The 26,497-nt window shown below is 71.3% G+C and carries 24 protein-coding genes; 9 read left to right on the forward strand and 15 right to left on the reverse strand.

Annotated features, from left to right (window positions below):
• Positions 1-2 precede the first annotated feature (2 nt).
• Positions 3-1,466: an NCS1 family nucleobase:cation symporter-1 gene (locus V8690_RS09970; RefSeq protein ID WP_338777448.1), complete on the reverse strand. Its 1,464-nt coding sequence runs from the start codon at positions 1,464-1,466 to the stop codon at positions 3-5.
• A 154-nt stretch (positions 1,467-1,620) separates the two neighbouring features.
• On the opposite strand from V8690_RS09970, the gene V8690_RS09975 reads away from it, so the two are divergent.
• Complete coding sequence (locus V8690_RS09975) at positions 1,621-2,277, forward strand: GntR family transcriptional regulator (protein ID WP_338777450.1); 657 nt, start codon at positions 1,621-1,623, stop codon at positions 2,275-2,277.
• On the opposite strand, the gene V8690_RS09980 is transcribed toward V8690_RS09975, so the two are convergent.
• The 3 genes from V8690_RS09980 to V8690_RS09990 are packed head-to-tail and all read right to left on the reverse strand — an operon-like array spanning position 2,274 to position 4,988.
• A complete protein-coding gene (locus V8690_RS09980) occupies positions 2,274-2,978 on the reverse strand; it encodes a uracil-DNA glycosylase (RefSeq protein ID WP_338777451.1) in 705 nt (234 codons plus the stop codon). The genes V8690_RS09975 and V8690_RS09980 overlap by 4 nt on opposite strands.
• A 52-nt stretch (positions 2,979-3,030) precedes the next feature.
• Complete coding sequence (locus V8690_RS09985; RefSeq protein WP_338777452.1) at positions 3,031-4,359, reverse strand: MFS transporter; 1,329 nt, start codon at positions 4,357-4,359, stop codon at positions 3,031-3,033.
• A complete protein-coding gene (locus V8690_RS09990; RefSeq protein WP_338777453.1) occupies positions 4,356-4,988 on the reverse strand; it encodes a helix-turn-helix domain-containing protein in 633 nt (210 codons plus the stop codon). The genes V8690_RS09985 and V8690_RS09990 overlap by 4 nt, the downstream gene beginning before the upstream one ends.
• Positions 4,989-5,298: 310 nt before the next feature.
• Between V8690_RS09990 and V8690_RS09995 the strand changes: the two genes are divergently transcribed.
• Together V8690_RS09995 and V8690_RS10000 are read left to right on the forward strand one after the other, a co-directional pair.
• Positions 5,299-6,117, forward strand: a complete 819-nt coding sequence (locus tag V8690_RS09995) for an IS5 family transposase (RefSeq protein WP_338777454.1) — start codon at positions 5,299-5,301, stop codon at positions 6,115-6,117.
• 16 nt (positions 6,118-6,133) lie between these two features.
• Entirely contained in the window at positions 6,134-6,655 is a 522-nt protein-coding gene (locus V8690_RS10000; protein ID WP_338777456.1) for an RNA-binding S4 domain-containing protein, read from the forward strand.
• Positions 6,656-6,676: 21 nt separating this feature from the next.
• On the opposite strand, the gene V8690_RS10005 is transcribed toward V8690_RS10000, so the two are convergent.
• Positions 6,677-7,141, reverse strand: a complete 465-nt coding sequence (locus V8690_RS10005; protein ID WP_338777457.1) for a DoxX family protein — start codon at positions 7,139-7,141, stop codon at positions 6,677-6,679.
• A 154-nt stretch (positions 7,142-7,295) separates the two neighbouring features.
• Entirely contained in the window at positions 7,296-7,988 is a 693-nt protein-coding gene (locus tag V8690_RS10010; protein ID WP_338777458.1) for a class I SAM-dependent methyltransferase, read from the reverse strand.
• Positions 7,989-8,137: 149 nt separating this feature from the next.
• Here V8690_RS10010 and V8690_RS10015 point away from each other — a divergent pair, with 149 nt between their 5' ends.
• Positions 8,138-8,401: a DUF6343 family protein gene (locus tag V8690_RS10015; protein WP_338785307.1), complete on the forward strand. Its 264-nt coding sequence runs from the start codon at positions 8,138-8,140 to the stop codon at positions 8,399-8,401.
• Positions 8,402-8,420: 19 nt separating this feature from the next.
• Here the strand turns inward: V8690_RS10015 and V8690_RS10020 are convergent, their stop codons facing one another.
• From V8690_RS10020 to rpsA, 4 genes are all read right to left on the reverse strand, one after another.
• Entirely contained in the window at positions 8,421-8,801 is a 381-nt protein-coding gene (locus tag V8690_RS10020) for a tetratricopeptide repeat protein (RefSeq protein WP_338777459.1), read from the reverse strand.
• Positions 8,802-8,851: 50 nt separating this feature from the next.
• A complete protein-coding gene (gene coaE / locus V8690_RS10025; RefSeq protein WP_338777461.1) occupies positions 8,852-9,472 on the reverse strand; it encodes a dephospho-CoA kinase in 621 nt (206 codons plus the stop codon).
• A 53-nt stretch (positions 9,473-9,525) separates the two neighbouring features.
• Positions 9,526-10,464, reverse strand: a complete 939-nt coding sequence (locus V8690_RS10030; protein WP_338777463.1) for a PAC2 family protein — start codon at positions 10,462-10,464, stop codon at positions 9,526-9,528.
• Between the two features lie 155 nt (positions 10,465-10,619).
• Complete coding sequence (rpsA, locus tag V8690_RS10035) at positions 10,620-12,119, reverse strand: 30S ribosomal protein S1 (protein ID WP_338777465.1); 1,500 nt, start codon at positions 12,117-12,119, stop codon at positions 10,620-10,622.
• 362 nt (positions 12,120-12,481) lie between these two features.
• Here rpsA and V8690_RS10040 point away from each other — a divergent pair, with 362 nt between their 5' ends.
• Positions 12,482-13,294 (forward strand): class I SAM-dependent methyltransferase, encoded by an 813-nt coding sequence (locus V8690_RS10040; protein WP_338785308.1) that lies wholly within the window; start codon positions 12,482-12,484, stop codon positions 13,292-13,294.
• A 4-nt stretch (positions 13,295-13,298) separates the two neighbouring features.
• Positions 13,299-15,839 (forward strand): ATP-dependent helicase HrpB, encoded by a 2,541-nt coding sequence (hrpB, locus tag V8690_RS10045; protein ID WP_338777467.1) that lies wholly within the window; start codon positions 13,299-13,301, stop codon positions 15,837-15,839.
• 12 nt (positions 15,840-15,851) lie between these two features.
• Here hrpB and V8690_RS10050 read toward each other — a convergent pair whose 3' ends face one another.
• The 3 genes from V8690_RS10050 to V8690_RS10060 all read right to left on the reverse strand — a co-directional run bounded on the left by V8690_RS10050 (position 15,852) and on the right by V8690_RS10060 (position 18,886).
• Positions 15,852-16,844, reverse strand: coding sequence for a DUF3068 domain-containing protein (locus V8690_RS10050; protein ID WP_338777469.1), 993 nt, complete (start codon positions 16,842-16,844; stop codon positions 15,852-15,854).
• 25 nt (positions 16,845-16,869) lie between these two features.
• Entirely contained in the window at positions 16,870-17,004 is a 135-nt protein-coding gene (locus V8690_RS10055; protein ID WP_338777471.1) for an SPW_0924 family protein, read from the reverse strand.
• 139 nt (positions 17,005-17,143) lie between these two features.
• A complete protein-coding gene (locus V8690_RS10060) occupies positions 17,144-18,886 on the reverse strand; it encodes a lytic transglycosylase domain-containing protein (RefSeq protein ID WP_338777473.1) in 1,743 nt (580 codons plus the stop codon).
• Between the two features lie 314 nt (positions 18,887-19,200).
• On the opposite strand from V8690_RS10060, the gene V8690_RS10065 reads away from it, so the two are divergent.
• Complete coding sequence (locus V8690_RS10065) at positions 19,201-20,076, forward strand: DUF4184 family protein (RefSeq protein WP_338777475.1); 876 nt, start codon at positions 19,201-19,203, stop codon at positions 20,074-20,076.
• Here the strand turns inward: V8690_RS10065 and V8690_RS10070 are convergent.
• Positions 19,976-20,569 carry a hypothetical protein gene (locus tag V8690_RS10070; protein WP_338777477.1) on the reverse strand — a complete coding sequence of 198 codons (594 nt, stop codon included), beginning with the start codon at positions 20,567-20,569 and terminating at the stop codon, positions 19,976-19,978. The genes V8690_RS10065 and V8690_RS10070 overlap by 101 nt on opposite strands.
• A 148-nt stretch (positions 20,570-20,717) precedes the next feature.
• Complete coding sequence (polA, locus tag V8690_RS10075; protein ID WP_338777479.1) at positions 20,718-23,444, reverse strand: DNA polymerase I; 2,727 nt, start codon at positions 23,442-23,444, stop codon at positions 20,718-20,720.
• A gap of 156 nt (positions 23,445-23,600) precedes the next feature.
• Between polA and V8690_RS10080 the strand changes: the two genes are divergently transcribed.
• The gene (locus V8690_RS10080; protein WP_338777481.1) at positions 23,601-25,880 is read left to right on the forward strand and encodes an FdhF/YdeP family oxidoreductase; all 2,280 of its coding nucleotides are present in this window, start codon (positions 23,601-23,603) and stop codon (positions 25,878-25,880) included.
• 57 nt (positions 25,881-25,937) lie between these two features.
• A complete protein-coding gene (locus V8690_RS10085) occupies positions 25,938-26,426 on the forward strand; it encodes a hotdog fold thioesterase (RefSeq protein WP_338777483.1) in 489 nt (162 codons plus the stop codon).
• The last annotated feature ends 71 nt before the right edge of the window (positions 26,427-26,497 follow it).

The following is a 26,497-nucleotide window of genomic DNA, read 5'->3' on the forward strand; positions in this document are numbered from 1 at the left end:
TCTCAGACCTCCACGGCCACGCGCTCGGCGGCACGTTCGCCGCGGCTCAGGACCGCGTACAGCCCGGCCGCGAGGGCCGTGCCGATGAACCAGGAGTACGGCGCCACGTCGCTGAAGTCCTTCACCAGCGCGAGCACCGCCGCGACACCCGCCGCCGGCAGGAAGGCCCACAGTGCCTTGGGGTTGACGCCCTTGCGGTAGTGGTAGCGGGAGCCGGGGGTGGCGTCGAAGAGTTCGTCCACGTTCACGCGGCCGCGCTTGACCCAGTAGTAGTCGAGCATGATCACGCCGAACAGCGGGCCGAGGAAGGCACCGAGGCCGCCGAGGAAGTAGTTCACGACGGTCGGGTTGGAGAAGAGGTTCCAGGGCGTGACGAGCAGGGCCGCGACCGTGCTGATCATGCCGCCGACCTTGAAGGTGATCTTCTGCGGCCAGACGTTGGCGAGGTCGTACGCCGGCGAGACGAAGTTGGCGACGATGTTGACGCCCATGGTGGCGATGGCGAAGGTCAGCGCGCCCAGCACCAGCACCCACGTGTTGCCGATCTCGGCGACGAGGTAGGCCGGGTCGGTGATCTCCTTGCCGAAGACCTCGAAGGCGCCCGCGGTGACGATGACCGACACGATCACGAAGGCCGTGGAGTTGACGGGCAGGCCCCAGAAGTTGCCGCGCTTGACCGTCCGGTAGTCGGGCGAGAAGCGGGAGAAGTCGCAGAAGTTGAGCATCAGGGTGCCGTACGTGGCGAGGACCAGCCCGATCGCGCCGAACCACTGGCGCCACTGCTCGCCCACGGAGACCGGGTGCGGGGTGGAGGTGAGCGAGATGGTCCAGCCGGCCTTGGCGAGGATCCACACGGCCAGCGCGATCATCACGAGCCAGATCGCCGGACCGCAGAAGTCCTGGAACTTCCGGACCGATTCCATGCCCCGGCTGATGATCGCCGCCTGGACCAGCCACAGCGCGATGAACGACACCCAGCCGAGCGCGTCGAGCCCCAGGAAGGAGGTGTGCGTCCACGACTTCAGGCCCGGCCAGGCCGCGAGCAGCATCACGTTGACGGCGACGGAGGCCAGGTAGGTCTGGATGCCGTACCACATGATGGCGATCACGGCCCTGATCAGCGCCGGGATGTTGGCGCCCCAGACGCCGAAGGCGATCCGGCTGACGACCGGGAAGGGGACGCCGTGGCGCTGCCCGATCTTCCCCATCCAGTTCATGCCGATATAGATGATCACGAAGCCGACGAGCAGGGACGTGAAGATCTGCCAGACGTTCATGCCCAGGAAGAGCAGCCCGGCGGCGAAGGTGTAGTTGCCGAGGTTGTGGACGTCGGACATCCACATGGCGAAGAGGTCGAAGACCTTCCAGTTGCGCTTCTTCGCGGGCGCGAGGTCTTCGTTGGTGAGCCGGGGATCGGGGACGAACGCTGGTGTGCCGGTGGCTTCGGCACGGTCGGCGAGGGACACGGGGCCTCCATGAGCAAGGGGACGAAGGAGGACTGCTCTGCGAGAGGTTTGGTATACCAAACAGCGCACATGGTCTCCCCGTCAACCGTCCTGACCGATGTCGCTCTTGTTAACGCTGCGTAAAAGACACCCCGCGTCGGCGAAGATGGGCTTCATGACGAAGATCGAACCCATCGGAGCGGTGCGCGAACGCGTCACGGCCGACCTGCGGCAGGAGATCATCGCGGGCAGCCTCCGTCCCGGCGATCGCCTGGTCGAACGCGAGCTGGCGGAGCGTTTCGGAGTCTCGCGCGTCCCGGTCCGCGAGGCGATCCGCGCACTGGTCGCCGAGGGCTTCGTCCACTTCGAGACACCGCGCCGCACCGTCGTACGCCGTCTCACCCCGAACGACGTCAAGGAACTGTTCGAACTGCGCGAGGCCTTGGAGGTCTACGCCGCCGGACTCGCCGCGTCCCGCGCGACACCGGGAGACCTGGCCGAGGTCCAGGCGCTCCTCGACCGCGCGGCCGCCGCCACCGAGGCCGGGGACGCCGAGCTGATCACGGACCTCAACAGCCGCCTGCACGACCGCATCGTGGCGATGGCCGGCAACAGCCTGCTGACCGAGGCCCTGGAACCGGTCGCCGGCAGGCTGCGCTGGATGACCCGGCGCAACGAGGAGTGGCCCCAGCTCCTCGTGGAGCACCGCGAGCTCTACGAGGCGATCGCCTCGGGCGACCCGGACCGGGCCCGCGCGCACGCGCTCACACACGTGCGCACCAACTACCGCTCCACGGTGCGGCATCTGTTCGGGGAGGAGGAGACCCCTTAGGGGGTGGCCGTCGGCAGTTCCGCCGTCCGCGCGGCCGTCCGCAGGACGTCGCGCAGCATCGCCGGGGTGAGACGGCCGGTGAAGGTGTTGCGCTGGCTGACGTGGAAGCAGCCGAAGAGCTCCAGGCCGTCCAGGCGGAACCGGGCCCCGTGGCCGAAGGCGGGCCGTGGCCGGGGCACGGACCAGCCCGCCTCGGCGAACGCGGGCAGCGCGGCCTGCCAGCCGAAGGCGCCGAGCACGACCACGGCCCGCAGCGTCGGACGCAACAGCCGCAGCTCCTGCACGAGCCAGGGACGGCAGGTGTCCCGCTCCTGCGGGGTGGGCTTGTTCGCGGGCGGGGGGCAGTGCACGGGCGAGGTGACGCGTACGCCGTACAACTCCAGGCCGTCGTGGGCGTGCTCGGCGGTGGGCTGCGAGGCGAGGCCGACGTCGTACAGCGCCTCGTACAGGACGTCCCCCGAGCGGTCGCCGGTGAACATCCGGCCGGTGCGGTTGCCGCCGTGGGCGGCGGGGGCGAGCCCGACGATCAGCAGCCGGGCGTCCGCCTGCCCGAACCCGGGCACCGGCCGGCCCCAGTACGTCCAGTCCGCGTAGGCGGCTCGCTTGGCCCGGGCCACCTCCTCACGCCAGGAGACCAGCCGCGGGCAGGCCCGGCAGTCCGTGATGCGCCGGTCGAGCAGAGGAAGACCGCTGGCGTCCATCACTCCAGCGTAGGTGGTGGTGGGGCCGCCCCCTCACCGGGAGGCAGAAGGCTCAGGTCATGCCGGCACGTGAGCCCGGGGTGGTGGTCGTGTCCGGCGCGGACCGTGCCTCGACGCGGCGTAGCCAGAGCAGGGCCCCGGACAACAGCGCCGCACCGGTCAGCAACCACGGCAGCGGGCCCGGCCGCAGCGCGCCGACGACGAGGCCGGCGAGCGCGCCGACCAGTTGCAGGGCGAGGGACTGGACGGACAGGGCGGTGGCGCGGCCGGCGCTGGTGACGCGGCGGTGCAGCAGGTCGTTCTGGTTCGGGGACGCGGCGCCGATGCCGAGGTAGAGCAAGCAGAAGCCGACGACGGTGAGGGCCGTGGCGAGCGGGTGCGTGGTGGTTGCGGTGACACCGAGCAGCAGCATGCCTCCCGCGCCCGTCCCGAGACAGACCAGCACGGCCCGCTCGTCACGGCCCGCGATCCGGGCGGCGAGCGGCGCGAGGTGGCTGCCGACACCGTTGCAGACGAAGCCCGCGCAGGCGAGCGCGGCGTACACCATCGCTCCGGAACCGGGCGCTCCGGTCAGCTCGACGGTGCGGCCCGGGATGAGCAGTTCGATGGTGGCCAGGGCGCTGCCGACGGCCGCGGCGGTGAGCAGGACCCGGCGGACCAGCGCGTCCCGGCCACCCAGCCGCAGCCCGTCCAGGACGGTGACCGGGACGCCGCGCAGCACCGAACGCAGGGTGGCCGGCTGTCGCGGCGGCTCCCGCAGCGCGGCCAGCACGTAGCAGACGGAGACGCCCCTGACGGCAGCCGCCAGCAGGATGGGAACGGACAGGGGCAGTACCGCACCGGATGTCGCCTCGCTCAACCGGCCGCCGAGGTCGGGCCCGAGACCGAGCAGCCAGGGCAGGGCGCCACCGAGCAGGATGCCGGCCGCGAGCGCGGCGGAGGTCGCGGAGCCGCCCCGGGCCAGGCCCGTCCGCAGCTCGGCGTCGGGGCCGGAGTGCGCCTGGACGGTGTCGACGTACCAGGCCTCGGCGGTACCGCTGGCCAGGGCACGGGCCGCGCCCATGAGCACCATGCCGGCGGTGAGTACCCAGGCGGTGGTGCCGAGGCCGACCAGGGTGAAGGCGACCACGTTGAGCGCACCGGCCATGGCCAGGACCGGCCGGCGCCCGAGGACGTCCGAGAGCCCGCCCGTCGGCAGCTCCAGCGCGGCCACGGTCAGCGAGTGAGCGGCGAAGAGCCCCGCCACCGCGGCGAGGGACATGCCGCGCTCGCTGAACAGCAGGACCATCGAGGCCAAGCCGAGGCCCGACGGCAGCCATAAGAGCGCGCAGACGGTGACGTAGCGGCGGCGAACGGTCCGCAGCTCGGTCAGCTCGGTCACGAGGCGTCCTCGCGGTCCGTCTCCTCGCGGCCCGTGTCCCTGTGGTCGTGCGGGGCGAGCGGCAGCCCGGCGGCGAGGAACAGGACGTTCTCGGCGCGGGGGTCGTCCGCGTCACGGGCCGTCAGCTCCTCCAGCTTCCGGGTCACGGCGTCCCAGAGCTCGGTGAGCGACTCGGCCGTCAGCCGGGGCATGAGGTCGCTGATCCCGGACGGCTCCACCCACTCCTGGCCGAACCGCCCGGCGGCCATGTCGGCCTCGTGCCGGGCGAGGGACGTCTCCAGGTGCTCCAACTGCCGCCGCCGCGCCAGGCTGACGAAGGCACGACCCGCCTCGGAGGACTCCATCGCCTCGTTGCTCCAGGACGTCACGGTGTGCCGGGTCCGCCAGCGCCGCTCCCGCCCGTCACGGTGCTCGGCCTCGGTGATGAACGCGCACTTCGCCAGCACCCGCAGGTGGTAACTGGTCGACGCCGACGACTCCCCCGTCCGCGCGGCGAGCTCACTGGCCGTGGCGGGCCCGTCCTGCCGCAGCAGCCCGAGCAACTGGATGCGCAGGGGGTGGGTGAGGGCTTTCAGGGCATCGGTGTCGTGCTCGGGGTCGAGAACGCGCTTGTGCTCGTCGCTGTCCATGCCGGGAGGGTAGGCCGCCGCCGCCACTCACCAAAAGACATTTTGCAAAACTAGTTTTGCAGAACTGGGCCGGAGGGCGCTCCCCTGCCCGGACGGCCCGAAAACAGGCGACGCGAAGGACTAAGGTCGGGGACATGGCTTCTCAAGGAGCGGAGTACGACGAGGCGAGCGACACGAAGGCCGCGGACTCGAAGGCCGCGGGCCCCAAAGCCGTGGACCCGAAGTCCGTAGACCCTAAGGGGTCCTTGCAGAAAGATCTACTTGTGGCACGGTGGAGGTGGACGTGATCCCGTGCTTTGTGGGGGTGACCATGACACGGCGGAAGCCGTGGGAGGTCAGCGACGAGTTGTGGGCGGTGATCGAGCCGCTGCTGCCGAAGCATGAGCGGCGGTTCCGGTATCCGGGGCGCAAGCGGATCGATGACCGCAAGACGCTCCAGGGCGTGCTGTTCGTCCTCTACACCGGGATCCAGTGGGAGTACCTGCCGCAGGAGTTGGGGTTCGGTTCCGGTCCTACCTGTTGGCGGCGGCTGGCCGAATGGCAGCAGGCCGGGGTGTGGGAGGAACTCCAGCGGGTGCTGCTGGACCGGTTGCGGGCGGCGGACCGCCTGGACTTCTCCCGCGTCACCGTTGACGCCTCGCACGTGCAGGCCAAGCGGGGGCGAAGCAGCCCAAAAGTCGGTCCGAGTCCGGTTGACCGTGCGCGGCCGGGCTCGAAGCATCACGTGCTGACCGAGGCGCACGGTATCCCTCTGCGGGTGTCGTTGACGGGTGGGCACCGCAACGACGTCACGCAGCTCCTGCCGCTGGTCGACGGCGTGCCGCCGGTGCGGGGCAAGCGGGGCAGGCCTAGGCGCAAGCCCCGGGCGTTGTATGCCGACCGCGGGTACGACCACGACAGTTACCGCCGCCGACTGCGCGAGCGCGGCATCGTCCCGAAGATCGCCCGGCGCGGACAGCCCCATGGCTCGGGCCTGGGCCGGGTGCGATGGGTCGCTGAGTCCGCCATCGCCTGGCTCCACGGCCCACGCCGCTTACGGACCCGCTGGGAAACCCGAGACGACATGCACGACGCCTTCCTCCAGCTCGCTCACTGCATGACCCTCGCCCGCAAGAACCCAGCATTCTGAAAGGACCCCTAAGGCCGTGGACCCCAAGGCCGTGGATCCCAAGGCCGTGGATCCCAAGGTCGCGGCCGCGATCGCCGCCGCCGAGGCAGCCGGGCCGAAGAGCGGCGAGACCGTCCGCGTGGACAGCTGGATCTGGGCCGTTCGCCTCGTCAAGACCCGTTCCCTGGGCGCCACCGCCTGCCGGGGCGGACACGTCCGCGTCAACGGCGAGCGCGTGAAGCCCGCCCACGCCGTGCGCATCGGCGACGAGGTGCGCCTGCGGCACGAGGGCCGGGAGCGGATCGTCGTCGTCACACGGCTGATCCGCAAGCGGGTCGGCGCCCCCGTGGCCGCCCAGTGTTACATCGACAACTCCCCGCCGCCCCCGCCTCGCGAGGCCGTCGCCCCGGCCGGCATCCGCGACCGCGGCGCGGGCCGCCCGACGAAGCGGGACCGTCGCGAATTGGAACGCCTACGCGGCTTGGCCGGACCCGGTCCGGGACCGGGAAGCGGCCCCGGCCCCGGCCCCGCTGGACGGTCGGGCAAGCCGAGGCCGTGACCGGCTCACGCCGCGGCACGGTCACACCCGGAGCCGCAGCAGGCGCAGCAGCTCCGCGTTGTGCCCCCGCCGCGCCCAGGCGATGAGGGCGAGCGGCACGATCAGGATGAGCGGCGTCGCCGCGTACTGCCCGTCGAAGACGGCGATCCGGACGACGAACCCGCCCACCATCAGTGCGCCCAGCGCCATCGCCGCCACCGACTGGAGCACCGGTATCAACAGGGCGACCGCTCCGGCCAGTTCGAGCGCGCCGATGGTGTACATCCCCGCGCTGCCCCACCCGAGCTGCTCGAACGACTCCGCAGCCGACGGGTGCCCGATCAGCTTGGGCAGGGCGCTCGCGATCCCGTAGACGAGGGCGAGCAGCACCTGGAGACCGCGCAGCGCGATCCGGGCACGCCGCCCGCGAGCGGTCGCGGACTCGGCGACGACGACACCGGCCGGGGCGGAGGAGCCGGCGGTGGCGGGAGCGGTGCTCTCGGACATGGAGATCTCCTGTGGGAAGCGGTCCGTAGTGATGTCGCGGGGATAGACCGCCCCTCCCCCTCGAACTCATCGCCGCCCGACGGATTTTCACCCCGCCTCCCTCCGATCGAAGTGAGGGTCGAAATCGAAGTGCGGGTCGAAACAGCGCACCCCCCTAGACCGTCGGCACCGCCCTCACCCAGACCCGATCCTCCGTCAGGTACTGGTCCACCCTCAGGCCCGCTTCCTCCAACGCCTCCTCGAACTGTTCCCTGGTCAGCGGTCGTGCCCGGAACGTCTGCGTCCAGACCGCGTCCGGGAACTCGTACTCCGCGCGCACCGAGTTGACCCCGTCGCCGACCGGCTCCGACGACACGATCCGCACGGTGAAACCGCCGGGGTCCGCCCGCTCGCGCGGCACGTTCGTGTGGTAGTCCTCGCCCTCCCGCTGGATCAGCACGGAGCCGCCCTTCGCGACATGCCGCACGCACGTGCGCAGCAGGCCCCGCCGCACCTCGGCGTCCCCGGCGTGCACGAGGAACGACGCGAGCAGCACCACGTCGAACTTCTCGCCCAGGTCCAGGTCCTCGATCGGGCCGCATATCGTCCGGGCCCCGCGTACGCGCTCCAGCATCTCGGCGGACTCGTCCACCGCCGTGACCTTGAACCCGCGCTCCAGCAGCGCATGGGTCATGCGCCCGACGCCGCTGCCCAGCTCCAGGACGCGCGCGCCCGCCGGCACCGCTGCCGCGATGACGTCCGGTTCGTCCCCCACGGGCAGCCGCGAGTAGAGCTCTACCGCGCAGCCGTCCGGAGTGATGGCCCCCGGTCCGGTCCCCTCGTGCCCCTCACGCATTTTCAGCTCCATGCCCGCCCAACGGACCACATCTGCACGCCCGTTCCCGTCCCCGGTCGCGTTCACCCGCCCGAGTGAACGATGTGCCTCACCAGCCCGGGCTCCCCCGTTGGTCGGCATCCGCGGCGAGGAGTACGTTGCAGACAGGAGCGGAGATCGTGATGCGTACGGGCAGTGAACCGAGGACTGCGCGCAGTGCCCTGCGGGCGCGCTTCTGGCTGAGCGTGTGGGGACTGGTCTGGGCGCTCTTCGGGACGGTCGCGTTCACGCTCGCCGGGCGGACCGGCTGGGCCATCGCCTGCGGCGTGCTGCTGCTGGTCGTCACGATCGACCTCGTCATCGTCCTCAGGCACATCCGCCAGGGCCCGCACTACCAGCCGGGCCCCGACATCCCGCCCTACCGTCCACCGGACGATCACCCTTGAGGCAGACGGGGACGGCCGCTCACGAGTCGAAGCGCGCCGCCTTCAAGAACCGCGGGTTCGGGTCCAGCGCGGCGGCCAGGCGGAAGTGGCGCTTGGCCTGGTCGGGGCGGCCCTGGCGCTCATACGTGCGGGCGAGCGCGAAGTGCGCGAACGCGTTGTCCGGCTCGCGCTCCAGGACGATCGAGAACTCGAGCTCCGCCGGCCTCAGCTGCGCCGCCGCGAAGAAGGCACGCGCGCGCAGCAACCGCGCGGCGGTGTTCTCCGGGTGTGCGGCGATGACTCCGTCGAGAAGCTTCACCGCGCCCCGCGGGTCCCGCGCAGCGAGCAGTTGCTCGGCGGCACGGAAATCGATGACGTGCGTCTCCGGAGTACGTCCGGTCGAACCGCTTATCTCGGGCACGGCAGAGTCCTTCCCTCACTGCGGGGGTTCAACGCCCCCGTGAGATGCCGCTATTCCGGAGGGGACGGCCGGGGCGCGTGCGACCTGCGTGCCAGCTCGGCCCACACGTCCTTCACGCGGCGCTCCAGGTCCTCCAGCGGGACGTCGTTGTCGATGACGATGTCCGCGATCTCCCGGCGCCGCTCGCGTGTCGCCTGGGCGGCCATCCGCGCGCGTGCGTCCTCCTCGGTCATGCCGCGCAGCCGTACGAGCCGGTCGAGCTGGGTTTCGGGGCTCGCGTCGACGACGATCACGACGTCGTACAGCGGCGCCAGGCCGTTCTCCGTGAGGAGCGGGACGTCGTGCACGACGACCGCGTCCTCGGCGGCGGCCTCCTCGAGCTCGCGAGAGCGGGCGCCCACGAGGGGGTGCACGATCGAGTTGAGCGTGGCGAGCTTCGCCGGGTCGGCGAAGACGATGGAGCCGAGCCCGGGCCGGTCCAGGCTGCCGTCGGCCGCGAGGACTTCCTCGCCGAAGGCCTCCACGACCGCGGCGAGCCCCGGGGTCCCCGGTGCGACGACCTCCCGCGCGATGCGGTCCGCGTCGATCAGCACGGCTCCGCACGCGACCAGCAGCCGTGACACCTCACTCTTGCCGGCGCCGATCCCGCCGGTCAGGCCCACCTTCAGCATGAGCCGAGCTTAGGCCCTGCCAGAAGCAGGGCCCTGTCCAGGTCTCCCGGTGCTCAGCTGTCGCCTTCTCTCTCCGCCAGGAACTTCTCGAACTCCCGCCCGATCTCGTCCGCCGACGGGATGTCCACCGGCTCGGCGAGCATGTTGCCCCGGGTCTCGGCGCCCGCGACGGCGTCGTACTGGTGCTCCAGGCCCTCCACGAGCGCGGTGAGGTCCTCGTCGCCCTCGCGGATCTGCCGGTCGATCTCCGTCTGCGTGCGGTGCGCGTCCGAGCGCAGGGCGTGCGCGATACCGGGCAGCACCAGCCCGGTCGCCGCCGTGATGGCCTCCAGGACCGTCAGGGCCGCGTCCGGGTACGGGGAGCGGGCGATGTAGTGCGGGACGTGGGCAGCCACGCCCAGGACGTCGTGCCCCGCCTGGAGCAGGCGGTACTCGACGAGCGACTCGGCGCTGCCGGGCACCTGCGCCTCCTCGAACGGGCTGGTGTGGCCCGGGACGAGGTCGGTGCGGTTGCCGTGCGGGGTCAGGCCGACTGGCCTGGTGTGCGGAACGCCCATGGGGATGCCGTGGAAGTTCACCGACAGGCGGACGCCGAGCCGCTCCACGATCTGCTTCACGGCCGCGGCGAAGCGCTCCCACTCCACGTCCGGCTCGGGACCGGACAGCAGCAGGAACGGCGCTCCGGTGGCGTCCTGCACCAGCCGCACCTCGATGGCGGGGTCCTCGTAGTCGCTCCAGCGGTCGCGCTTGAACGTCAGCAGCGGGCGGCGGGCGCGGTAGTCCACGAGCCGGTCGTGGTCGAAGCGGGCGACGACCTGGTGGGGCAGCGAGTCGAGCAGCCGGTCGACGATCTGGTCGCCCGTCTCGCCGGCGTCGATGTATCCGTCGAAGTGGTAGAGCATGACAAGACCGGCCGACTCCTGGGCCAACGCCATGTCGACGACGGCCAGGCCCTTCGGCTCCCATGCGTACAAACCCTGCGGATCAAGCACAGTGACCGCTCCTCCTCGTGTCCGTACTGCACAACGTCCTTGCGGGGACCGGCATTCCCCGGAGGAGGAGAATCATGATCTTTCCGGAGGCAGCACTGAGGGGCCGCACCTCGAAAGGTACGGCCCCTCAGTCAGGAGCTACTGCTCAGTGGGCGTCAGCTCTGGCCGCCGGCCAGCTTCTCGCGAAGCGCGGCGAGCGCCTCGTCCGAGGCCAGCGCGCCGGAGTTGTCCGGGCCCTCCGAGGAGTAAGAACCGCCACCACCGCCGGACGCGGCCGGAGCGGCGGCCTCGCCACCCTCGGCAGCGGCCTGGGCGTCCGCCTCGCGGGACTTGATGACCTGCGCCTGGTGCTGCTCGAAGCGCTGCTGCGCCTCGGCGTACTGGCGCTCCCACTCCTCGCGCTGCTTCTCGTAGCCCTCGAGCCAGTCGTTGGTCTCGGGGTCGAAGCCCTCGGGGTAGATGTAGTTGCCCTGGTCGTCGTAGGACGCGGCCATGCCGTACAGGGTCGGGTCGAACTCGACCGCGGACGGGTCGGCACCGAAGGACTCGTTGGCCTGCTTCAGCGAGAGGCTGATGCGACGGCGCTCGAGGTCGATGTCGATGACCTTGACGAAGATCTCGTCGTTGACCTGGACGACCTGCTCCGGGATCTCCACGTGGCGCTCGGCCAGCTCGGAGATGTGGACCAGACCCTCGATGCCCTCGTCCACGCGGACGAACGCACCGAACGGAACCAGCTTCGTGACCTTGCCGGGCACGACCTGGCCGATCTGGTGGGTGCGGGCGAACTGCTGCCACGGGTCTTCCTGGGTCGCCTTCAGCGACAGGGAGACGCGCTCGCGGTCCATGTCGACGTCGAGGACCTCGACGGTGACCTCCTGGCCGACCTCGACAACCTCGGACGGGTGGTCGATGTGCTTCCAGGACAGCTCGGAGACGTGGACCAGGCCGTCGACGCCACCCAGGTCCACGAAGGCACCGAAGTTGACGATCGAGGAGACGACGCCGGAACGGACCTGACCCTTCTGGAGGGTCGTGAGGAACGTCTGGCGGACCTCGGACTGGGTCTGCTCCAGCCAGGCACGGCGGGACAGGACCACGTTGTTGCGGTTCTTGTCCAGCTCGATGATCTTGGCCTCGAGCTCCTTGCCCACGTAGGGCTGGAGGTCGCGGACGCGGCGCATCTCGACCAGGGAGGCCGGGAGGAAGCCACGGAGGCCGATGTCGAGGATGAGACCACCCTTGACGACCTCGATGACGGTACCGGTGACGATCCCGTCCTCTTCCTTGATCTTCTCGATGGTGCCCCAGGCACGCTCGTACTGGGCGCGCTTCTTCGAGAGGATCAGGCGGCCTTCCTTGTCCTCCTTCTGGAGAACAAGGGCCTCGATCTCGTCACCGACGGCGACGACCTCGTTCGGGTCGACGTCGTGCTTGATCGAGAGCTCGCGGCTCGGGATCACACCTTCGGTCTTGTAACCGATGTCGAGCAGGACCTCGTCCCGGTCGACCTTCACGATGACGCCGTCGACGATGTCGCCGTCGTTGAAGTACTTGATCGTCTCGTCGATCGCGGCGAGGAAGGCTTCCTCGTTACCGATGTCGTTGACCGCTACCTGCGGGGTGGTTGCGGTGGTCTCGGTGCTGCTCGTCATGTGGGAAAGGGCTCCGGTACGGACATTGAAGTCGTAGGTACTGCTACGCCGGGAGCCCGTTTCGCTCTGCAGAAGCCGGACAGCCAAGGAAGCGCCACACGAAATTGGTGACGCCTCGACAACCGAGGGGACATACATACAGATGCGAGCGCAGCCTGCTACGTCTGAGGTGCGCAGGCCCGCAGCGCAACTTGTAGCATACGGGGGCAGCCGGGCAGGGTCAATGCGCGAAGCCGCCCACCCGGGGCGGATCACCGCATACCCGGCACAAGTCGTGTCGTCCGAGGCCACGCAGGGCGTGCGACGCCCCTTTCGGGACACCTCCGGGACCGGCTGGACGGAAGAGTACGACGAGGGAGCCGATCATCCAAGAGCCCGAAGCGTCCGAACCCGAGGCCACCCGGCGTACCGCCGGAGTCACGGAGAGCTCCCGGGCCAACCGGGGCTGGTGGGACCGCAACGCCGACGAGTACCAGACCGAGCACGGCACGTTCCTCGGCGACGGCCGCTTCGTGTGGGGCCCCGAGGGTCTGGACGAGGTGGAGGCCGAGCTGCTCGGCCCGCCGGAGGAGCTGAAGGGCAAGGACGTCCTGGAGATCGGCGCGGGCGCGGCGCAGTGCTCGCGCTGGCTGGCCGGCCAGGGGGCCCGCCCGGTGGCCCTGGACATCTCGCACCGGCAGTTGCAGCACGCGCTGCGCATCGGCGGACCCTTCCCCCTGGTGTGCGCCGACGCCTGTGCGCTGCCCTTCGCGGACGGCTCGTTCGACCTGGCCTGCTCGGCGTACGGGGCGCTGCCCTTCGTCGCCGACCCGCGCCTGGTGCTGCGGGAGGTGCGCCGGGTGCTGCGGCCCGGGGGCCGTCTGGTCTTCTCGGTGACGCACCCGATCCGTTGGGCCTTCCCGGACGAGCCGGGACCGGAGGGACTGTCGGTGTCGGGTTCGTACTTCGACCGCACGCCCTACGTCGAGCAGGACGAGGAGGGCCGCGCGGTCTACGTCGAGCACCACCGCACGCTCGGCGACCGCGTCCGGGACGTGGTGGCCGCGGGCTTCCGGCTGGTGGACCTGGTGGAGCCTGAGTGGCCGGCCTGGAACACCTCCGAGTGGGGCGGCTGGTCGCCACTGCGCGGGAACCTGATCCCGGGGACGGCGATCTTCGTGTGCGTACGAGACTGAGTGCGTGATCCGTTACGACGCCCTGGACGCCCTGCCCGTACGCGGTGCCCTGCCCGCCCTGGACGACGCCCTGGAGGGGCACGGCACCGCCGTCCTCGTGGCGCCGCCCGGCACCGGAAAGACGACCCTGGTGCCCCTGGCTCTCGCGGGGTTGCTCGGAAAGGGGCCTCGGCGGCGGGTGATCGTCGCCGAGCCGCGGCGGATCGCGGCCCGGGCGGCGGCGCGGCGGATGGCGTGGCTGCTGGGCGAGAAGGTGGGCGGGAGCGTCGGCTACACCGTGCGCGGGGAACGCGTCGTCGGGCGGCACACGCGCGTGGAGGTCGTCACGACCGGTGTGCTGGTGCAGCGGGTGCAGCGGGACCAGGAGCTGGCCGGTGCCGATGTGGTGGTGCTCGACGAGTGCCACGAGCGGCACCTGGACGCGGACACGGCGGCGGCGTTCCTGTGGGACGTGCGGCAGACGCTGCGCCCGGAGCTGCGGTTGGTGGCCGCCTCGGCGACGACCGACGCGCAGGGGTGGGCCGCGCTGCTGGGCGGCGCTCCGGTGGTCGAGGCCCAGGGGACGGCGTATCCGGTGGAGGTCGTGTGGGCGCCGCCGGTGCGGCCCGTACGGCCGCCGCACGGGATGCGTGTCGATCCGGCGCTGCTGACGCATGTGGCGTCGGTGGTGCGCCGGGCGCTGGCCGAGCGGGACGGGGACGTGCTGTGTTTCCTGCCGGGTGTGGGCGAGATCGCCCGGGTCGCCGGGCAGCTCGGGGAGCTCGGGGACGTCGAGGTGCTTCAGGTGCACGGGCGGGCGCCCGCGGCCGTGCAGGACGCCGTGCTGGCCGGCGGGGAACGGCGCCGGGTGGTGCTGGCCACGTCGGTGGCGGAGTCGTCGCTGACGGTTCCCGGTGTGCGTGTGGTCGTCGACTCCGGGCTGGCGCGGGAGCCTCGCGTCGATCACGCGCGCGGGCTGAGCGCGCTGACGACCGTACGGGCGTCGCAGGCGGCCGGGCGGCAGCGGGCGGGGCGGGCCGGGCGTGAGGCGCCGGGGGCGGTGTACCGGTGCTGGGCGGAGGCCGAGGATGCGCGTCTGCCGCGTTTTCCCTCGCCGGAGATCAAGGTGGCCGACCTGACGGCGTTCGGGCTTCAGGTGGCGTGCTGGGGGGATCCGGACGCGTCCGGGCTGGCGTTGCTGGATCTGCCGCCCTCCGGGGGCATGGCGGCGGCTCGAGAGGTGCTGCGGGCTGTGGGGGCGGTCGACTCCGCCGGTCGTGCCACTGAGCGGGGTGTTGCTCTGGCTCGGTTGGGACTGCATCCGCGGTTGGGGCGGGCCCTGGTGGATTCCGTGCCGTTCGTGGGGGCTGAGCGGGCCTCGGAAATCGTCGCCCTGTTGAGCGAGGAGGCTCCTCGGGAGTACGGGGATGATCTGGCGGGTGCGTTGCGTCGTGCTCGGCGTGGGGATGACGCCTATTCCGGACGCTGGCGGGCGGAGGTTCGGCGACTGCGGGCCGTCGTTTCAGGCGTTTCCCACCCGCCCGCCCGTGTCTCGCATCCAGCGGCACGGTTCGACGCGTGGGCGAACTCCTCGGAAGAACGCCAGGTCGGGCTCGTCGCCGCTCTCGCCTTTCCCGAGCGTGTCGCCAAGGTCGACGGCGGGTCGTACCTCATGGCGTCCGGAACCCGTGCCGAGGCCGCGGACGGGAGCACGCTGCGTGGTTCCCCCTGGATTGCTGTCGCCATGGCCGACCGGCCCGTCGGCAAGGGGCACGCGCGCGTGCGGCTGGGGGCCGTGGTCGACGAAGGGGTCGCCCGGCTCGCCGCGGTGGCGCTGCTTCAGGAGCGGGACGAGGTGCGCTGGGACGGCGGGGACGTCGTGGCGCGGCGGGTGGAGCGGCTGGGAGCCGTGGAGTTGGCGGTGCGGCCGCTGAAGGACGCCGATCCCGGGCTCGTACGCGGTGCGCTGCTGGACGGGCTGCGGCGGGAGGGGTTCGGGGTACTGCGGTGGTCGCCGGAGGCCGGTGTTCTGCGGCAGCGGCTCGCGTTTCTGCGGCTGCATCTCGGTGAACCGTGGCCCGACGTTTCCGACGATGCGCTGCACGCGCGCGTGGAGGAGTGGCTGGAGCCGGAGCTGAGCCGGGCCCGGCGGCGGGCCGACCTGGCGCGGATCAACGCCGGGGAGGCGCTCGCGCGGCTGCTGCCCTGGACCTCCGGGGAGGCAGGGCGGCTCGACGAGCTCGCCCCGGAGCGGATCACCGTGCCGAGCGGGTCGAGGATCCGCGTCGACTACTCCCGGCCCGAACAGCCTGTGCTGGCGGTGAAGTTGCAGGAGATGTTCGGGCTCCAGGAGTCGCCGCGGGTCGCGGGGGTGCCGCTGCTCGTCCATCTGCTGTCCCCGGCCGGGCGGCCGGCCGCCGTCACCGCGGACCTCGCCTCGTTCTGGAAGGACGGCTACAAGGGCGTACGGGCGGAGCTGCGCGGGCGGTATCCGAAGCATCCGTGGCCCGAGGACCCGGCCGGGGCCAAGCCGACCCGGCACACCAGCGCCCGGCTCAGGCGGTGACCACCGCCCTGCTCATGCGCTGACCGGTGACGGTTCCTCGGCCTCCGTGGGGGCCGGGCCGGACGGGCGGCGGCTGCGGGCCTCCAGGTACAGCGCGAGGGCCAGCAGGAGGATGCCTAGGGCCAGGGAGCCCCACGGCAGGGAGGACGTCATCAGCAGGATGAGCAGGCGTTGGGACTTCACCAGGTCGACTGTGTGCGTGATGTAGTCCTCGCGCATCTTCACGTGCCCGGCGAAGGCGGTCACCTTGTCGCGGTCGCCGAGGAGGGTGCCGCCGCGCAGTTCCTCCTTGTGGAGTTCCTCGCCGTAGACGGGGGCGCCGGTGAGGGGTTCGACCCAGAACTTGCGGACCGTGGTGTACCAGCGGGTGGTGCCGGTCTCGGCGACCGACTCGGCGGTGAGGCCCTCCACGGGCAGCGTCTTGGGGATCCTCACCTTGGTCCAGGGGATGGTCTGCTCGAAGTAGTAGACCTCCAGGCCGCGGAAGTCCTGTGTGCCCTTGTAGTGGATGGGGGCGGTGACGCGGGCCTGGGCGTCGAAGTACTCGTAGTCCCGTTTCTCCGTGAGGAACGGCCATTTGAACTCGAGGCCCTCGCGGCGCACGGGGTCGCCGTCGACCATCTCGCCGGTGGCGTGGACGGGTTCCTGGGTGTGGGCGTCGAAGATGTAGCGCTCGGGGATCTTCGACACCATCTCGCCGTCGGGGCCGACCACGTAGGACAGGCCGTCCCAGACGACCACGTCGCGGCCCGCCGACTCCTCGATCCGCTCGGAGGCCTCGACGTTGCCCTTGAGGGTCTGCACGATCGTGACCTTGGGGACCGTGCGGGCCCGCATCGTGCCGTAGTCGAGGAGGGTGGCGTTCTCCGCCTCCAGGACCATGTCCTGGTACTGGTTCGCGGGGACCTTGGCGAGGCGCGGGAAGGCGTACCAGCGCAGCAGCGGGGACAGGGCCGCGAAGAACACGGCGAGGGCGAGCAGGACCAGGCCGGCCTTGCGGCGCATCTCGGCCTCCCTCCCGGGCGGGCGGTCAGGGCTGTGCGGGCACCGTCGTCAGCAGCGGCTCCGGGGACGTCCCGCCCGAGGGGGTGCCGGGGGCGGTGAGCGTCAGGACCACGGCGAACGCGACGGCGAGACCGGTGGCGGCGGCGACGAGGGCGCGCATACGGGGCCTCCCCACGGGTCGAGCTGATACACCGTCAGCTTTCTCGGCACCGTAGCAACGGGCGGCGGAGATGAGAACACGTTGCACACACAACGACGCCCCTCTCTTGAAAGAGGGGCGTCGTCCGTGTACCTGAGAGCTACGCGCTCGGACTGGCCGACGGGCTCGGCGAGGACGTTTCGGCCGCCGCCACGGTGAGTTCGACGGTGAGGGTCGCGCCACCCTCGGTGTCGATGCGGAGCAGGAACGTGCCGGTGGTGTCGTCCGCGTAGAGCTTCGGCAGCTTCAGCAGGCCCTTCGCGTCCGTCTTCAAACCCGTCAGCGTGCGTACGACCTTGCCGTCGTCGGTCTTGAAGTAGGGACCCTTGTCGTTGACGGTCGGGTCGTCCGCCGACTTGACCAGCGTGGCGGTGGCCGCGACGCCGTCGGCGACGGCGCCCTTGTAGGTGGCCTTCACCTCGACCTGGTTCGCGAACTCGCCGCCCGGGGTGCAGGTCAGCGGCGCGTCATCGGTGCGGGCGAGGGCGTCGGCGGCGCGTGCGGTGACGGTGGCCGTGTAGTCGAGGCCCGCGACCATACGGCCCACGACGGTGGCCCGGACGGTGACGTCGCCCGTCTTCTCCCCCGCCTGAAGCGCGGGTGCGACGGCCACGCCGGAGCTGTTGGTGGCGACCGTGGCCACGCTCTCACCGCCCGGGAACGTGGTGTCCGTGTCGCCGACGATCGTGAAGCGGATCCTGACCTTGGCGACGGCCTTGCCGGCCTTCGTCTCGGCGCGGGTGCTGATCCGCTGGGTGAACGCGTCGCCCGCCATCGCGGTGAGCTTCGCGGTCCCGGCGTCCTCCAGGTGGTGCACCGTGTCGGTGGGCGTGGGAGAGGTCGAGGGCGGCGTGCTCGGGGAGTCTGGCGGGGTGGTGGGCGGCTTCGGGGTCGGCGTGCCGCCCCCGCCGGGCTTTTGGGGCTTGGGGGTGGGCTTGGGCTTGGGCTTGGAGCCGCCCGCAGCCGGCGTGCCGGGCGTGCTCGGCGTGGAGGGGCTGGGGCTCGCCCCACCCCCGTCGTCGCTGCGGTTGTCGGGCAGCGTGCCGGTGCCGTCGGGGACCTCGTGCGTGCCCTTGCGGTAGTACTCCAGCCACCGCATGACCAGGTTCAGGTACTCACGCGAGTTGTTGTAGCTGAGGATCGCGCGGTCGAGGTCGTTCTGGTCGGACAGGTCCCAGTTGTTGCGGCACAGGTAGTGGCCGGCGGCGAGCGCGGCGTCGTAGATGTTGTTGGGGTCCTTCTTGCCGTCGCCGTTGGCGTCGCGGCCCGCCCAGGCCCAGGTGGACGGGATGAACTGCATGGGACCGACGGCCTGGTCGTACGTGCTGTTGCCGTCGTAGGCGCCGTTGTCGGTGTCCTTGATGAGGGCGAAGCCGTTGCCGTCGAGCTGCGGGCCGAGAATCGGCGAGATGGTGGTGCCCTCGGCATTGACGCGGCCGCCGCGGGCCTGGCCCGACTCCACCCGGCCGATGGCCGCGAGGAGTTGCCAGGGCAGGTTGCAGCCGGGCTTGGCGTCGCGCAGCGCGGCCTCGGCCTTCTTGTAGGCGTCGAGGACGGTCGCGGGGATGCCCGCCTCGGAGGTGCCGGCGGTGGGCCCCGGCCCGGTGCTCGGTGACGGGCTCGGGCTGTTGAGCGGGGGCAGGTCCGTGTAGTACGGCGAGTTGCCGGTGGCGCTGCCGTCGGAGGCACTCGCGTCGGGTGAGGGTGTGGCGTCCGCGGCGGCCTGTCTGCCGTGGTCGTTCACGCCCGGAGCCTGGGAGGCGGACAGTGCCGCGACCGCTACCGCGGCCACGGCGGTGGTTGCCGCCCCCTTGCGCAGCCTCCTGCCGAATTGCGCCGCCATAGAGTGAACCCCTCCCGTGGACGCCCGAGCGCCCGTCTCTGTCTGTCGCGCTCTTCTGATGCGTACGCGTACTTCTGTTGCGTTCGCTCTGTTGTGACGATCGACCGGCCCGAGTGGTTGCCCTCCCGACAGGCCTGTCTCCTGCCACCGGCACGGTGACCCTGGCGACCCTACGACAACTTCCTTTGCCCGGGCACCCATTCATGCCCGTTTTTCACTAGTTGGTCACGATGAGCGCGGTGGGCGGCCGGTGTTCGGCATCCCGCATACTGGGCCCTCGATCGCCCTGGCAACAACCGTCACGAGGAGCCGAGTTGCCGTTCACGCTGAGCCACGCGGCAGCCGTACTGCCCGCCGTACGCACCGACGGCACCGGCCGGGGCCCGCTGGTGCCCGCCGTCCTCGTGGCGGGTTCCTTCGCGCCTGACATGACCTATTACGCGGCGAGTGCGGTGTCCGGGGCGATGGAGTTCGGTGACGTCACGCACTCGTTCCCGGGCGTGTTCACGGTCGATGTGCTCATCGCCTGGGCGCTGGCGGGGCTGTGGCTGCTGGTGCGCGAACCGCTGGTGGCGCTGCTGCCGCGGGCCCGGCAGGGGCGGGTTTCCGCGCTGGTGCGGTGCGGTGCGCCACGCACGCGTGTGCGACCGTCCCTGGTGCTGCGGTGGTACGTGTCCGCGGTGCTCGGCGCGTTGACGCACGTCGTGTGGGACGCGTTCACGCATCCCGACCGGTGGGGGATACGGGTGTTTCCGGTACTGGGCCGGGAGGTGGCGGGCTCGCCGCTGTACTGGTACTTGCAGTACGGCGGTTCGGCGGTGGCCGCCGTCGTGATCGCCGTGTTCGTGGCGCAGGCCGTGCGGCGGGCGCCTGTGCGCGAGCCGGTGGGGGTCCCGGCGCTGTCGGTACGGGACCGCTGGCTGGCCGGTGCGGTGATCGGCGGCTTCGCGCTGGCGGGGGCGGTGCAGCGGGCGTCGCGGTGGTGGGCCTACTGGGGTTCGATCGCGAAGCCGTGGGAGATCATTCCGACGGTGTGCTTCGGGGCGGGCGCGGGACTCGTCCCGGCACTGCTGCTGTACGCCGTGGGGGTCAGGGTGTGGCGTCCGGCTCCGGTCCCGGACCTGGCCCCGGTCCCGGGCGGTCCTGGCCGCGTCGATGACGCGGAGCCGAGCCGGCCGGCCGCTCGCTGAGGGGCTCGGTGGTCGTGATGTACACGGTGATGGTGGTGTGGGCGGGGCGGGGCCGTGGCAGCAGGGTGAGGACGAGCGTCAGGTAGCTGCGGGCGAGGTCCGCCCAGGGGCGGGAGGCCGTGCCGGGTCGATCGGCCCTGCTGGGGTGCTGGGCGGTAGTGGCTGTGCCGCTGGTGAGCCCGAGGATGGCGGACACGTCGGCTGGGCTGGTGAGGCCTGTGGCGGCGGACACGTCGTCGGCGTCGGCGGGACGCTGGACGGCCATCACGTCGCCGACGGTGCGACCGGTCGCGGCGGACACGTCGCCGACGGCGGTGGGATCGGGCGGCCGCCACCCGTGAGCCAGGCGCTGCCGGAGGTCCGCCGTCGTGCGGCGCAGGGCCGTGGTGAGGCTGGCGGGGACGCGGACCGTGCTTGCGGCTGCCGCGAAGGGCGGGACCGGCGGGAGTGCCACGCCTGGGGCCGTGCGGCTGAGGAGCGTGCGTATACCCATGCCCGCATCTTTGCGACCGCCGGGGGCGGTGGCCCTTTCTCGGGGGCCACGCGAGTGACGTTTTCCCACGGGGTGGGGGTGGCGGGTGCCCCCGGCTCAGCGCTCGGCCGGGGGCATACCCGTGTCGACAACCTCCCGGTCCATACGCCTAGTGCGCCGCCGACTCCCAGTCCGAGCCCGCGCCCACCGAGACGCCCAGGGGGACGCGGAGGTGGACGGCGTTCGCCATCTCGCGGCGGACGAGTTCCTCGGCGGCCGCCCGCTCCCCGGGAGCGATCTCCAGCACGATTTCGTCGTGGACCTGGAGCAGCATGCGGGAGGCGAGCCCGGCGGCCCTGAGCGCGGTGTCCACCTTGAGCATGGCGATCTTGACGATGTCGGCCGCCGTGCCCTGGATGGGCGCGTTGAGGGCCATCCGCTCGGCGGCCTCGCGGCGCTGGCGGTTGTCGCTGTTGAGGTCGGGCAGGTAGCGCCGGCGCCCGAAGAGCGTCGCCGTGTAGCCCGTCGCCCGGGCCTCGTCGACCGCCCGGCGCAGATAGTCCCGTACGCCGCCGAACCGCTCGAAGTACGCGTCCATCAGGGAGCGGGCCTCCGCCGCCTCGATGTTCAGCTGCTGGGAGAGGCCGAAGGCGGACAGACCGTAGGCCAGGCCGTACGACATGGCCTTGATCTTGCGGCGCATCTCGGCGTCCACCGCGGTCGGCTCGACCGCGAAGACCTGGGAGGCGGCCGTGGTGTGCAGGTCCTCGCCGGAGGTGAACGCCTCGATCAGGCCCTCGTCCTCGGAGAGGTGGGCCATCACGCGCAGTTCGATCTGGCTGTAGTCGGCCGTCATCAGGGACTCGAAGCCCTCGCCGACGACGAAGCCGCGGCGGATCGCGCGGCCCTCGTCGGTGCGGACCGGGATGTTCTGGAGGTTCGGGTCCGTCGAGGACAGGCGGCCGGTCGCGGCGACCGTCTGGTTGAACGTGGTGTGGATACGGCCGTCCGCGGCGATCGTCTTGATCAGGCCTTCGACGGTGACGCGGAGCTTGGCCTGCTCGCGGTGGCGGAGCATGATCACCGGCAGCTCGTTGTCCGTCTGCGTGGCGAGCCAGGCGAGGGCGTCGGCGTCCGTGGTGTAGCCGGTCTTCGTCCGCTTCGTCTTGGGCAGGGCCAGCTCGCCGAAGAGGACCTCCTGGAGCTGCTTGGGCGAGCCCAGGTTGAACTCGTGCCCGGCTGCCGCGTGGGCCTCCTTCACGGCCTGCTGGACAGCGCCGGCGAACATCTGCTCCATGGCCTCCAGGTGGGGCCGGTCGGCCGCGATGCCGTGCCGCTCCATGCGGGCGAGCAGCGCGGACGTGGGCAGCTCCATGTCACGCAGCAGGTCGGCGGCGCCGACCTCCTCCAGGCGGCTCTCGAAGGCCTCGCCCAGGTCGAGGACTGCGCGGGCCTGAATCATCAGGGCCTCGGCCTCGGCGCCGTCGTCCGCGCCGAAGGCGAGCTGGCCGTCGGCCGCGGCGGCGGGGGCCAGCTCGCGGTGCAGGTACTCCAGGGACAGCGCGTCCAGGTCGAAGGAGCGGCGGCCGGGCTTGACGAGGTAGGCGGCGAGCGCGGTGTCCATGGTGACGCCCTCGACGCTCCAGCCGTGCTCGGCGAAGACGCGCATGGCGCCCTTGGCGTTGTGGAAGATCTTGGGCCGGTCTGCGTCGGCGAGCCAGGCCGCGAAGGCCGTCTCGTCGGCCTCGTCGAGCTGGGAGGGGTCGAACCAGGCGGCCGCCCCGTCGGGTGCGGCGAGCGCGACCTCGGCGACCGAGCCCGCGCCGAGCGCCCAGGCGTCGACCGTGGCGACGCCGAGGGGCTGGGTGCCGTGCTCGGTGAGCCAGCCGCCCAGCTCGCCGGGGCCGAGCACCGTGCCGTCCAACTGCACGCCGTCCGTGCTGATCGGGGTGGTCTCGGCCTCTTCGGCGCCGGGGTCGACGGCGAAGAGCCGCTCGCGCAGGGAGGGGTTGCGGATCTCCAGGGTGTCCAGGACCATCGCGACGGCCTTGCGGTCGTAGGCGGTCCGCTCCAGGTCGGCGACACCCTTGGGGAGCTCGACCCGGCGTTCCAGCTCCGTGAGCCGGCGGTTGAGCTTGACCGCTTCCAGGTGGTCGCGCAGGTTCTGCCCGGCCTTGCCCTTGACCTCGTCCACGCGCTCGACGAGCTGCGCGAACGAGCCGAACTGGTTGATCCACTTCGCGGCGGTCTTCTCGCCGACGCCGGGGATGCCGGGGAGGTTGTCGGAGGGGTCGCCGCGCAGGGCCGCGAAGTCGGGGTACTGCGCGGGCGTCAGCCCGTACTTTTCGAACACCTTCTCGGGGGTGAAGCGGGTCAGCTCGGAGACGCCCTTGGTCGGGTACAGCACGGTCGTGTGCTCGCTGACCAGCTGGAAGGAGTCCCGGTCGCCGGTGACGATCAGCACCTCGAAGCCCTCGGCCTCGGCCTGCGTGGCGAGCGTGGCGATGACGTCGTCCGCCTCGAAGCCTTCGACCGCGAAGCGGGCGGCGCCCATCGCGTCGAGCAGCTCGCAGATCAGCTCGACCTGGCCCTTGAACTCGTCGGGGGTCTTGGAGCGGTTCGCCTTGTACTCCGTGAACTCCTGCGACCGCCAGGTCTTGCGGGAGACGTCGAAGGCGACCGCGAAGTGCGTGGGCGCCTCGTCGCGCAGCGTGTTGGCCAGCATCGACGCGAAGCCGTAGATCGCGTTCGTCGGCTGTCCCGTCGCGGTGGTGAAGTTCTCCGCTGGCAGCGCGAAGAACGCTCGGTAGGCCAGCGAGTGCCCGTCCATGAGCATCAGTCGCGGGCGGCTGCCGCCGGAGGTCTTGTCGGTCGTCTTCGATGCTGTCTCTGCCACGCCCCCGATCCTGCCACGCCCCACTGACACTCGGCCCCGGCCCCGGCAGCGCGTGCGCCGGGGCGGGCCGCCGGCCCGGCCCGCCCCACCCCTATGTCACTCCCGCGTGCGAGGATCGGAGACGTACCTCACAGTGCAGTCGAAGGGGAGCGTGCGATGGCGTCGAAACCGCCCAAGAGTGATCCGGTTCAGGACGCGCCGCAGGTAGCCGGGCCGAAGCACGCGGCAGCGGGCCTCCCCGCGATCGGGCACACCCTGCGCGTCGCCCAGCAGCAGATGGGTGTGAAGCGCACCGCGCTGACGCTGCTGAGCGTGAACCAGAAGGAAGGCTTCGACTGCCCGGGCTGTGCCTGGCCGGAGCCGGAGCACCGGCACAAGGCGGAGTTCTGCGAGAACGGCGCGAAGGCCGTCGCCGAGGAGGCCACGCTGCGCCGGGTCACGCCCGAGTTCTTCGCCGCGCACCCGGTCGCCGACCTGGCCGGCCGCAGCGGTTACTGGCTGGGACAGCAGGGGCGCCTCACCCACCCCGTGTATCTCCCCGAGGGCGGCACGCACTACGAGCCGGTCACCTGGGAGCGCGCCTTCGACATCATCGCCGAGGAGATCGCCGCCCTCGGCTCCCCGGACGAGGCCGTCTTCTACACCTCCGGGCGCACCAGCAACGAGGCCGCGTTCCTCTACCAGCTGTTCGCCCGCGAGCTCGGCACGAACAACCTGCCCGACTGCTCGAACATGTGCCACGAGTCGTCCGGCTCGGCCCTGTCGGAGACGATCGGCATCGGCAAGGGCAGCGTCCTGCTGGAGGATCTCTACAAGGCCGACCTGATCATCGTCGCCGGCCAGAACCCGGGGACCAACCACCCGCGCATGCTCTCCGCCCTGGAGAAGGCCAAGGACAACGGGGCGAGGATCATCAGCGTCAACCCGCTGCCCGAGGCGGGCCTGGAGCGCTTCAAGAACCCGCAGACCCCGCACGGCATGCTCAAGGGCGCCGCGCTGAGAGACCTGTTCCTCCAGATCCGCATCGGCGGCGACCAGGCCCTGTTCCGTCTCCTGAACAAGCTGATCGTCGAGACGGAGGGCGCGGTCGACGAGGCGTTCGTGCGGGAGCACACGCACGGCTACGAGGAGTTCGCCGAGACCGCCCGCGCCGCCGACTGGGACGAGACGCTGAGGGCCACCGGGCTGCCCCGGGAGAAGATCGAGGAAGCCCTCCGCATGGTACTCACCTCGCGGCGCACCATCGTCTGCTGGGCCATGGGCCTCACCCAGCACAAGCACTCCGTGCCCACGATCAGGGAAGTGGTCAACTTCCTCCTCCTGCGCGGCAACATCGGCCGTCCGGGCGCGGGCGTGTGCCCGGTGCGCGGCCACTCGAACGTGCAGGGCGACCGCACGATGGGCATCTTCGAGCGCCCCGCCCCGGCGTTCCTGGACGCCCTGGAGCAGGAGTTCGGCTTCGCCCCGCCGCGCGAGCACGGCTACGACGTCGTACGGGCCATCCGCGCCCTGCGCGACGGCGAGGCGAAGGTCTTCTTCGCCATGGGCGGCAACTTCGTCTCCGCGTCCCCCGACACGGAGGTCACCGAGGCGGCCATGCGGCGGGCCCGGCTGACCGTACACGTGTCGACGAAGCTGAACCGCTCGCACGTGATCACGGGCGCGCGTGCCCTGATCCTCCCGACGCTCGGCCGGACCGAGCGCGACCTCCAGGGCAGCGGCGAGCAGTTCGTGACCGTCGAGGACTCGATGGGCATGGTGCACGCCTCCCGGGGCCGGCTGGAGCCCGCCAGCCGGCATCTGCTGTCCGAGCCCGCCATCGTCTGCCGCCTGGCCCGCCGCGTACTGGGCGAGAACAGCGCCACGCCCTGGGAGGAGTTCGAGAAGGACTACGCGACGATCCGGGACCGCATCGCGCGCGTAATCCCCGGCTTCGAGGACTTCAACGCGCGCGTGGCCCGCCCCGGCGGCTTCACGCTCCCGCACGCCCCGCGCGACGAACGCCGCTTCCCCACGGCCACCGGCAAGGCCAACTTCACCGCCGCGCCCGTGGAGTACCCGGAGCTGCCCGAGGGCCGCCTGCTGCTCCAGACGGTGCGCTCGCACGACCAGTACAACACCACGGTCTACGGCCTCGACGACCGTTACCGGGGCATCAGGAACGGCCGCCGGGTGGTGATGGTCAACCCCGAGGACGCGCGTGCCCTGAAGCTGGCGGACGGCGCTTACGTCGACCTGGTCAGCGAGTGGAAGGACGGCGTGGAGCGCAGGGCGCCGGGATTCCGCGTCGTGCACTACCCGACGGCCCGGGGCTGCGCCGCCGCGTACTACCCGGAGACCAACGTGCTGGTGCCCCTCGATGCCACGGCGGACACCAGTAACACCCCGGCCAGCAAGTCCGTCGTGGTGCGTCTGGAACAATCGGCAACCGACTGAGCGTTTGCTCAGCCACAGAGGTGACCGCATGATCTGGACGAACGGAGACCGGGCCCCATGGGTGAGCAGCAGCATGTGAAGTTCCCGCAAGAGGTCGTCGACGAGTACGCAGCACTCGGCGTGGACCTCCCGGCCCTTTTCTCCGCAGGCCACCTCGGGACCCGGATGGGCGTCCAGATCGTCGAGGCGTCGGCGGACCGGGTCGTCGGGACGATGCCGGTCGAGGGCAACACCCAGCCCTACGGACTGCTGCACGGCGGAGCCTCCGCGGTGCTGGCCGAGACGCTCGGCTCCGTCGGCTCCATGCTGCACGGCGGCAGCTCCAAGATCGCCGTGGGCGTCGACCTGAACTGCACCCACCACCGCGGGGTGCGCTCCGGCCTGGTCACCGGCGTCGCCACACCCGTGCACCGAGGACGCTCGACCGCCACCTACGAAATCGTCATAACGGATGAACACGACAAAAGGGTGTGCACGGCCCGGCTGACCTGCCTGCTGCGCGATGTGAACCCGGGCGACGAGGAGCTCATCCGCGCCGCGAGCTGACGGGCATCGAGCTGATACCGGCGTCGAGCCGGCCGACGTAGGGAAAACCCTGGAGGGGCGGGCGCGCTCTT

Origin of the sequence: Streptomyces sp. DG1A-41, assembly GCF_037055355.1 — a bacterium.
In the GTDB taxonomy this organism is placed as follows: domain Bacteria; phylum Actinomycetota; class Actinomycetes; order Streptomycetales; family Streptomycetaceae; genus Streptomyces.

Bases quoted from the DNA above. Each gene is read 5' to 3' on its own strand.
- V8690_RS10060 (WP_338777473.1), bottom strand. From the start codon at position 18,886: ATGGCGGCGCAATTCGGCAGGAGGCTGCGCAAGGGGGCGGCAACCACC.
- V8690_RS10080 (WP_338777481.1), top strand. From the start codon at position 23,601: ATGGCGTCGAAACCGCCCAAGAGTGATCCGGTTCAGGACGCGCCGCAG.
- V8690_RS10055 (WP_338777471.1), bottom strand. From the start codon at position 17,004: ATGCGCGCCCTCGTCGCCGCCGCCACCGGTCTCGCCGTCGCGTTCGCC.
- V8690_RS10085 (WP_338777483.1), top strand. From the start codon at position 25,938: ATGGGTGAGCAGCAGCATGTGAAGTTCCCGCAAGAGGTCGTCGACGAG.
- V8690_RS09975 (WP_338777450.1), top strand. From the start codon at position 1,621: ATGACGAAGATCGAACCCATCGGAGCGGTGCGCGAACGCGTCACGGCC.
- V8690_RS10015 (WP_338785307.1), top strand. From the start codon at position 8,138: ATGCGTACGGGCAGTGAACCGAGGACTGCGCGCAGTGCCCTGCGGGCG.
- V8690_RS10070 (WP_338777477.1), bottom strand. From the start codon at position 20,569: ATGGGTATACGCACGCTCCTCAGCCGCACGGCCCCAGGCGTGGCACTC.
- V8690_RS10005 (WP_338777457.1), bottom strand. From the start codon at position 7,141: ATGTCCGAGAGCACCGCTCCCGCCACCGCCGGCTCCTCCGCCCCGGCC.
- V8690_RS09990 (WP_338777453.1), bottom strand. From the start codon at position 4,988: ATGGACAGCGACGAGCACAAGCGCGTTCTCGACCCCGAGCACGACACC.
- V8690_RS10010 (WP_338777458.1), bottom strand. From the start codon at position 7,988: ATGGAGCTGAAAATGCGTGAGGGGCACGAGGGGACCGGACCGGGGGCC.
- V8690_RS09995 (WP_338777454.1), top strand. From the start codon at position 5,299: ATGACACGGCGGAAGCCGTGGGAGGTCAGCGACGAGTTGTGGGCGGTG.
- V8690_RS09980 (WP_338777451.1), bottom strand. From the start codon at position 2,978: ATGGACGCCAGCGGTCTTCCTCTGCTCGACCGGCGCATCACGGACTGC.
- rpsA (WP_338777465.1), bottom strand. From the start codon at position 12,119: ATGACGAGCAGCACCGAGACCACCGCAACCACCCCGCAGGTAGCGGTC.
- coaE (WP_338777461.1), bottom strand. From the start codon at position 9,472: ATGCTGAAGGTGGGCCTGACCGGCGGGATCGGCGCCGGCAAGAGTGAG.
- V8690_RS10050 (WP_338777469.1), bottom strand. From the start codon at position 16,844: ATGCGCCGCAAGGCCGGCCTGGTCCTGCTCGCCCTCGCCGTGTTCTTC.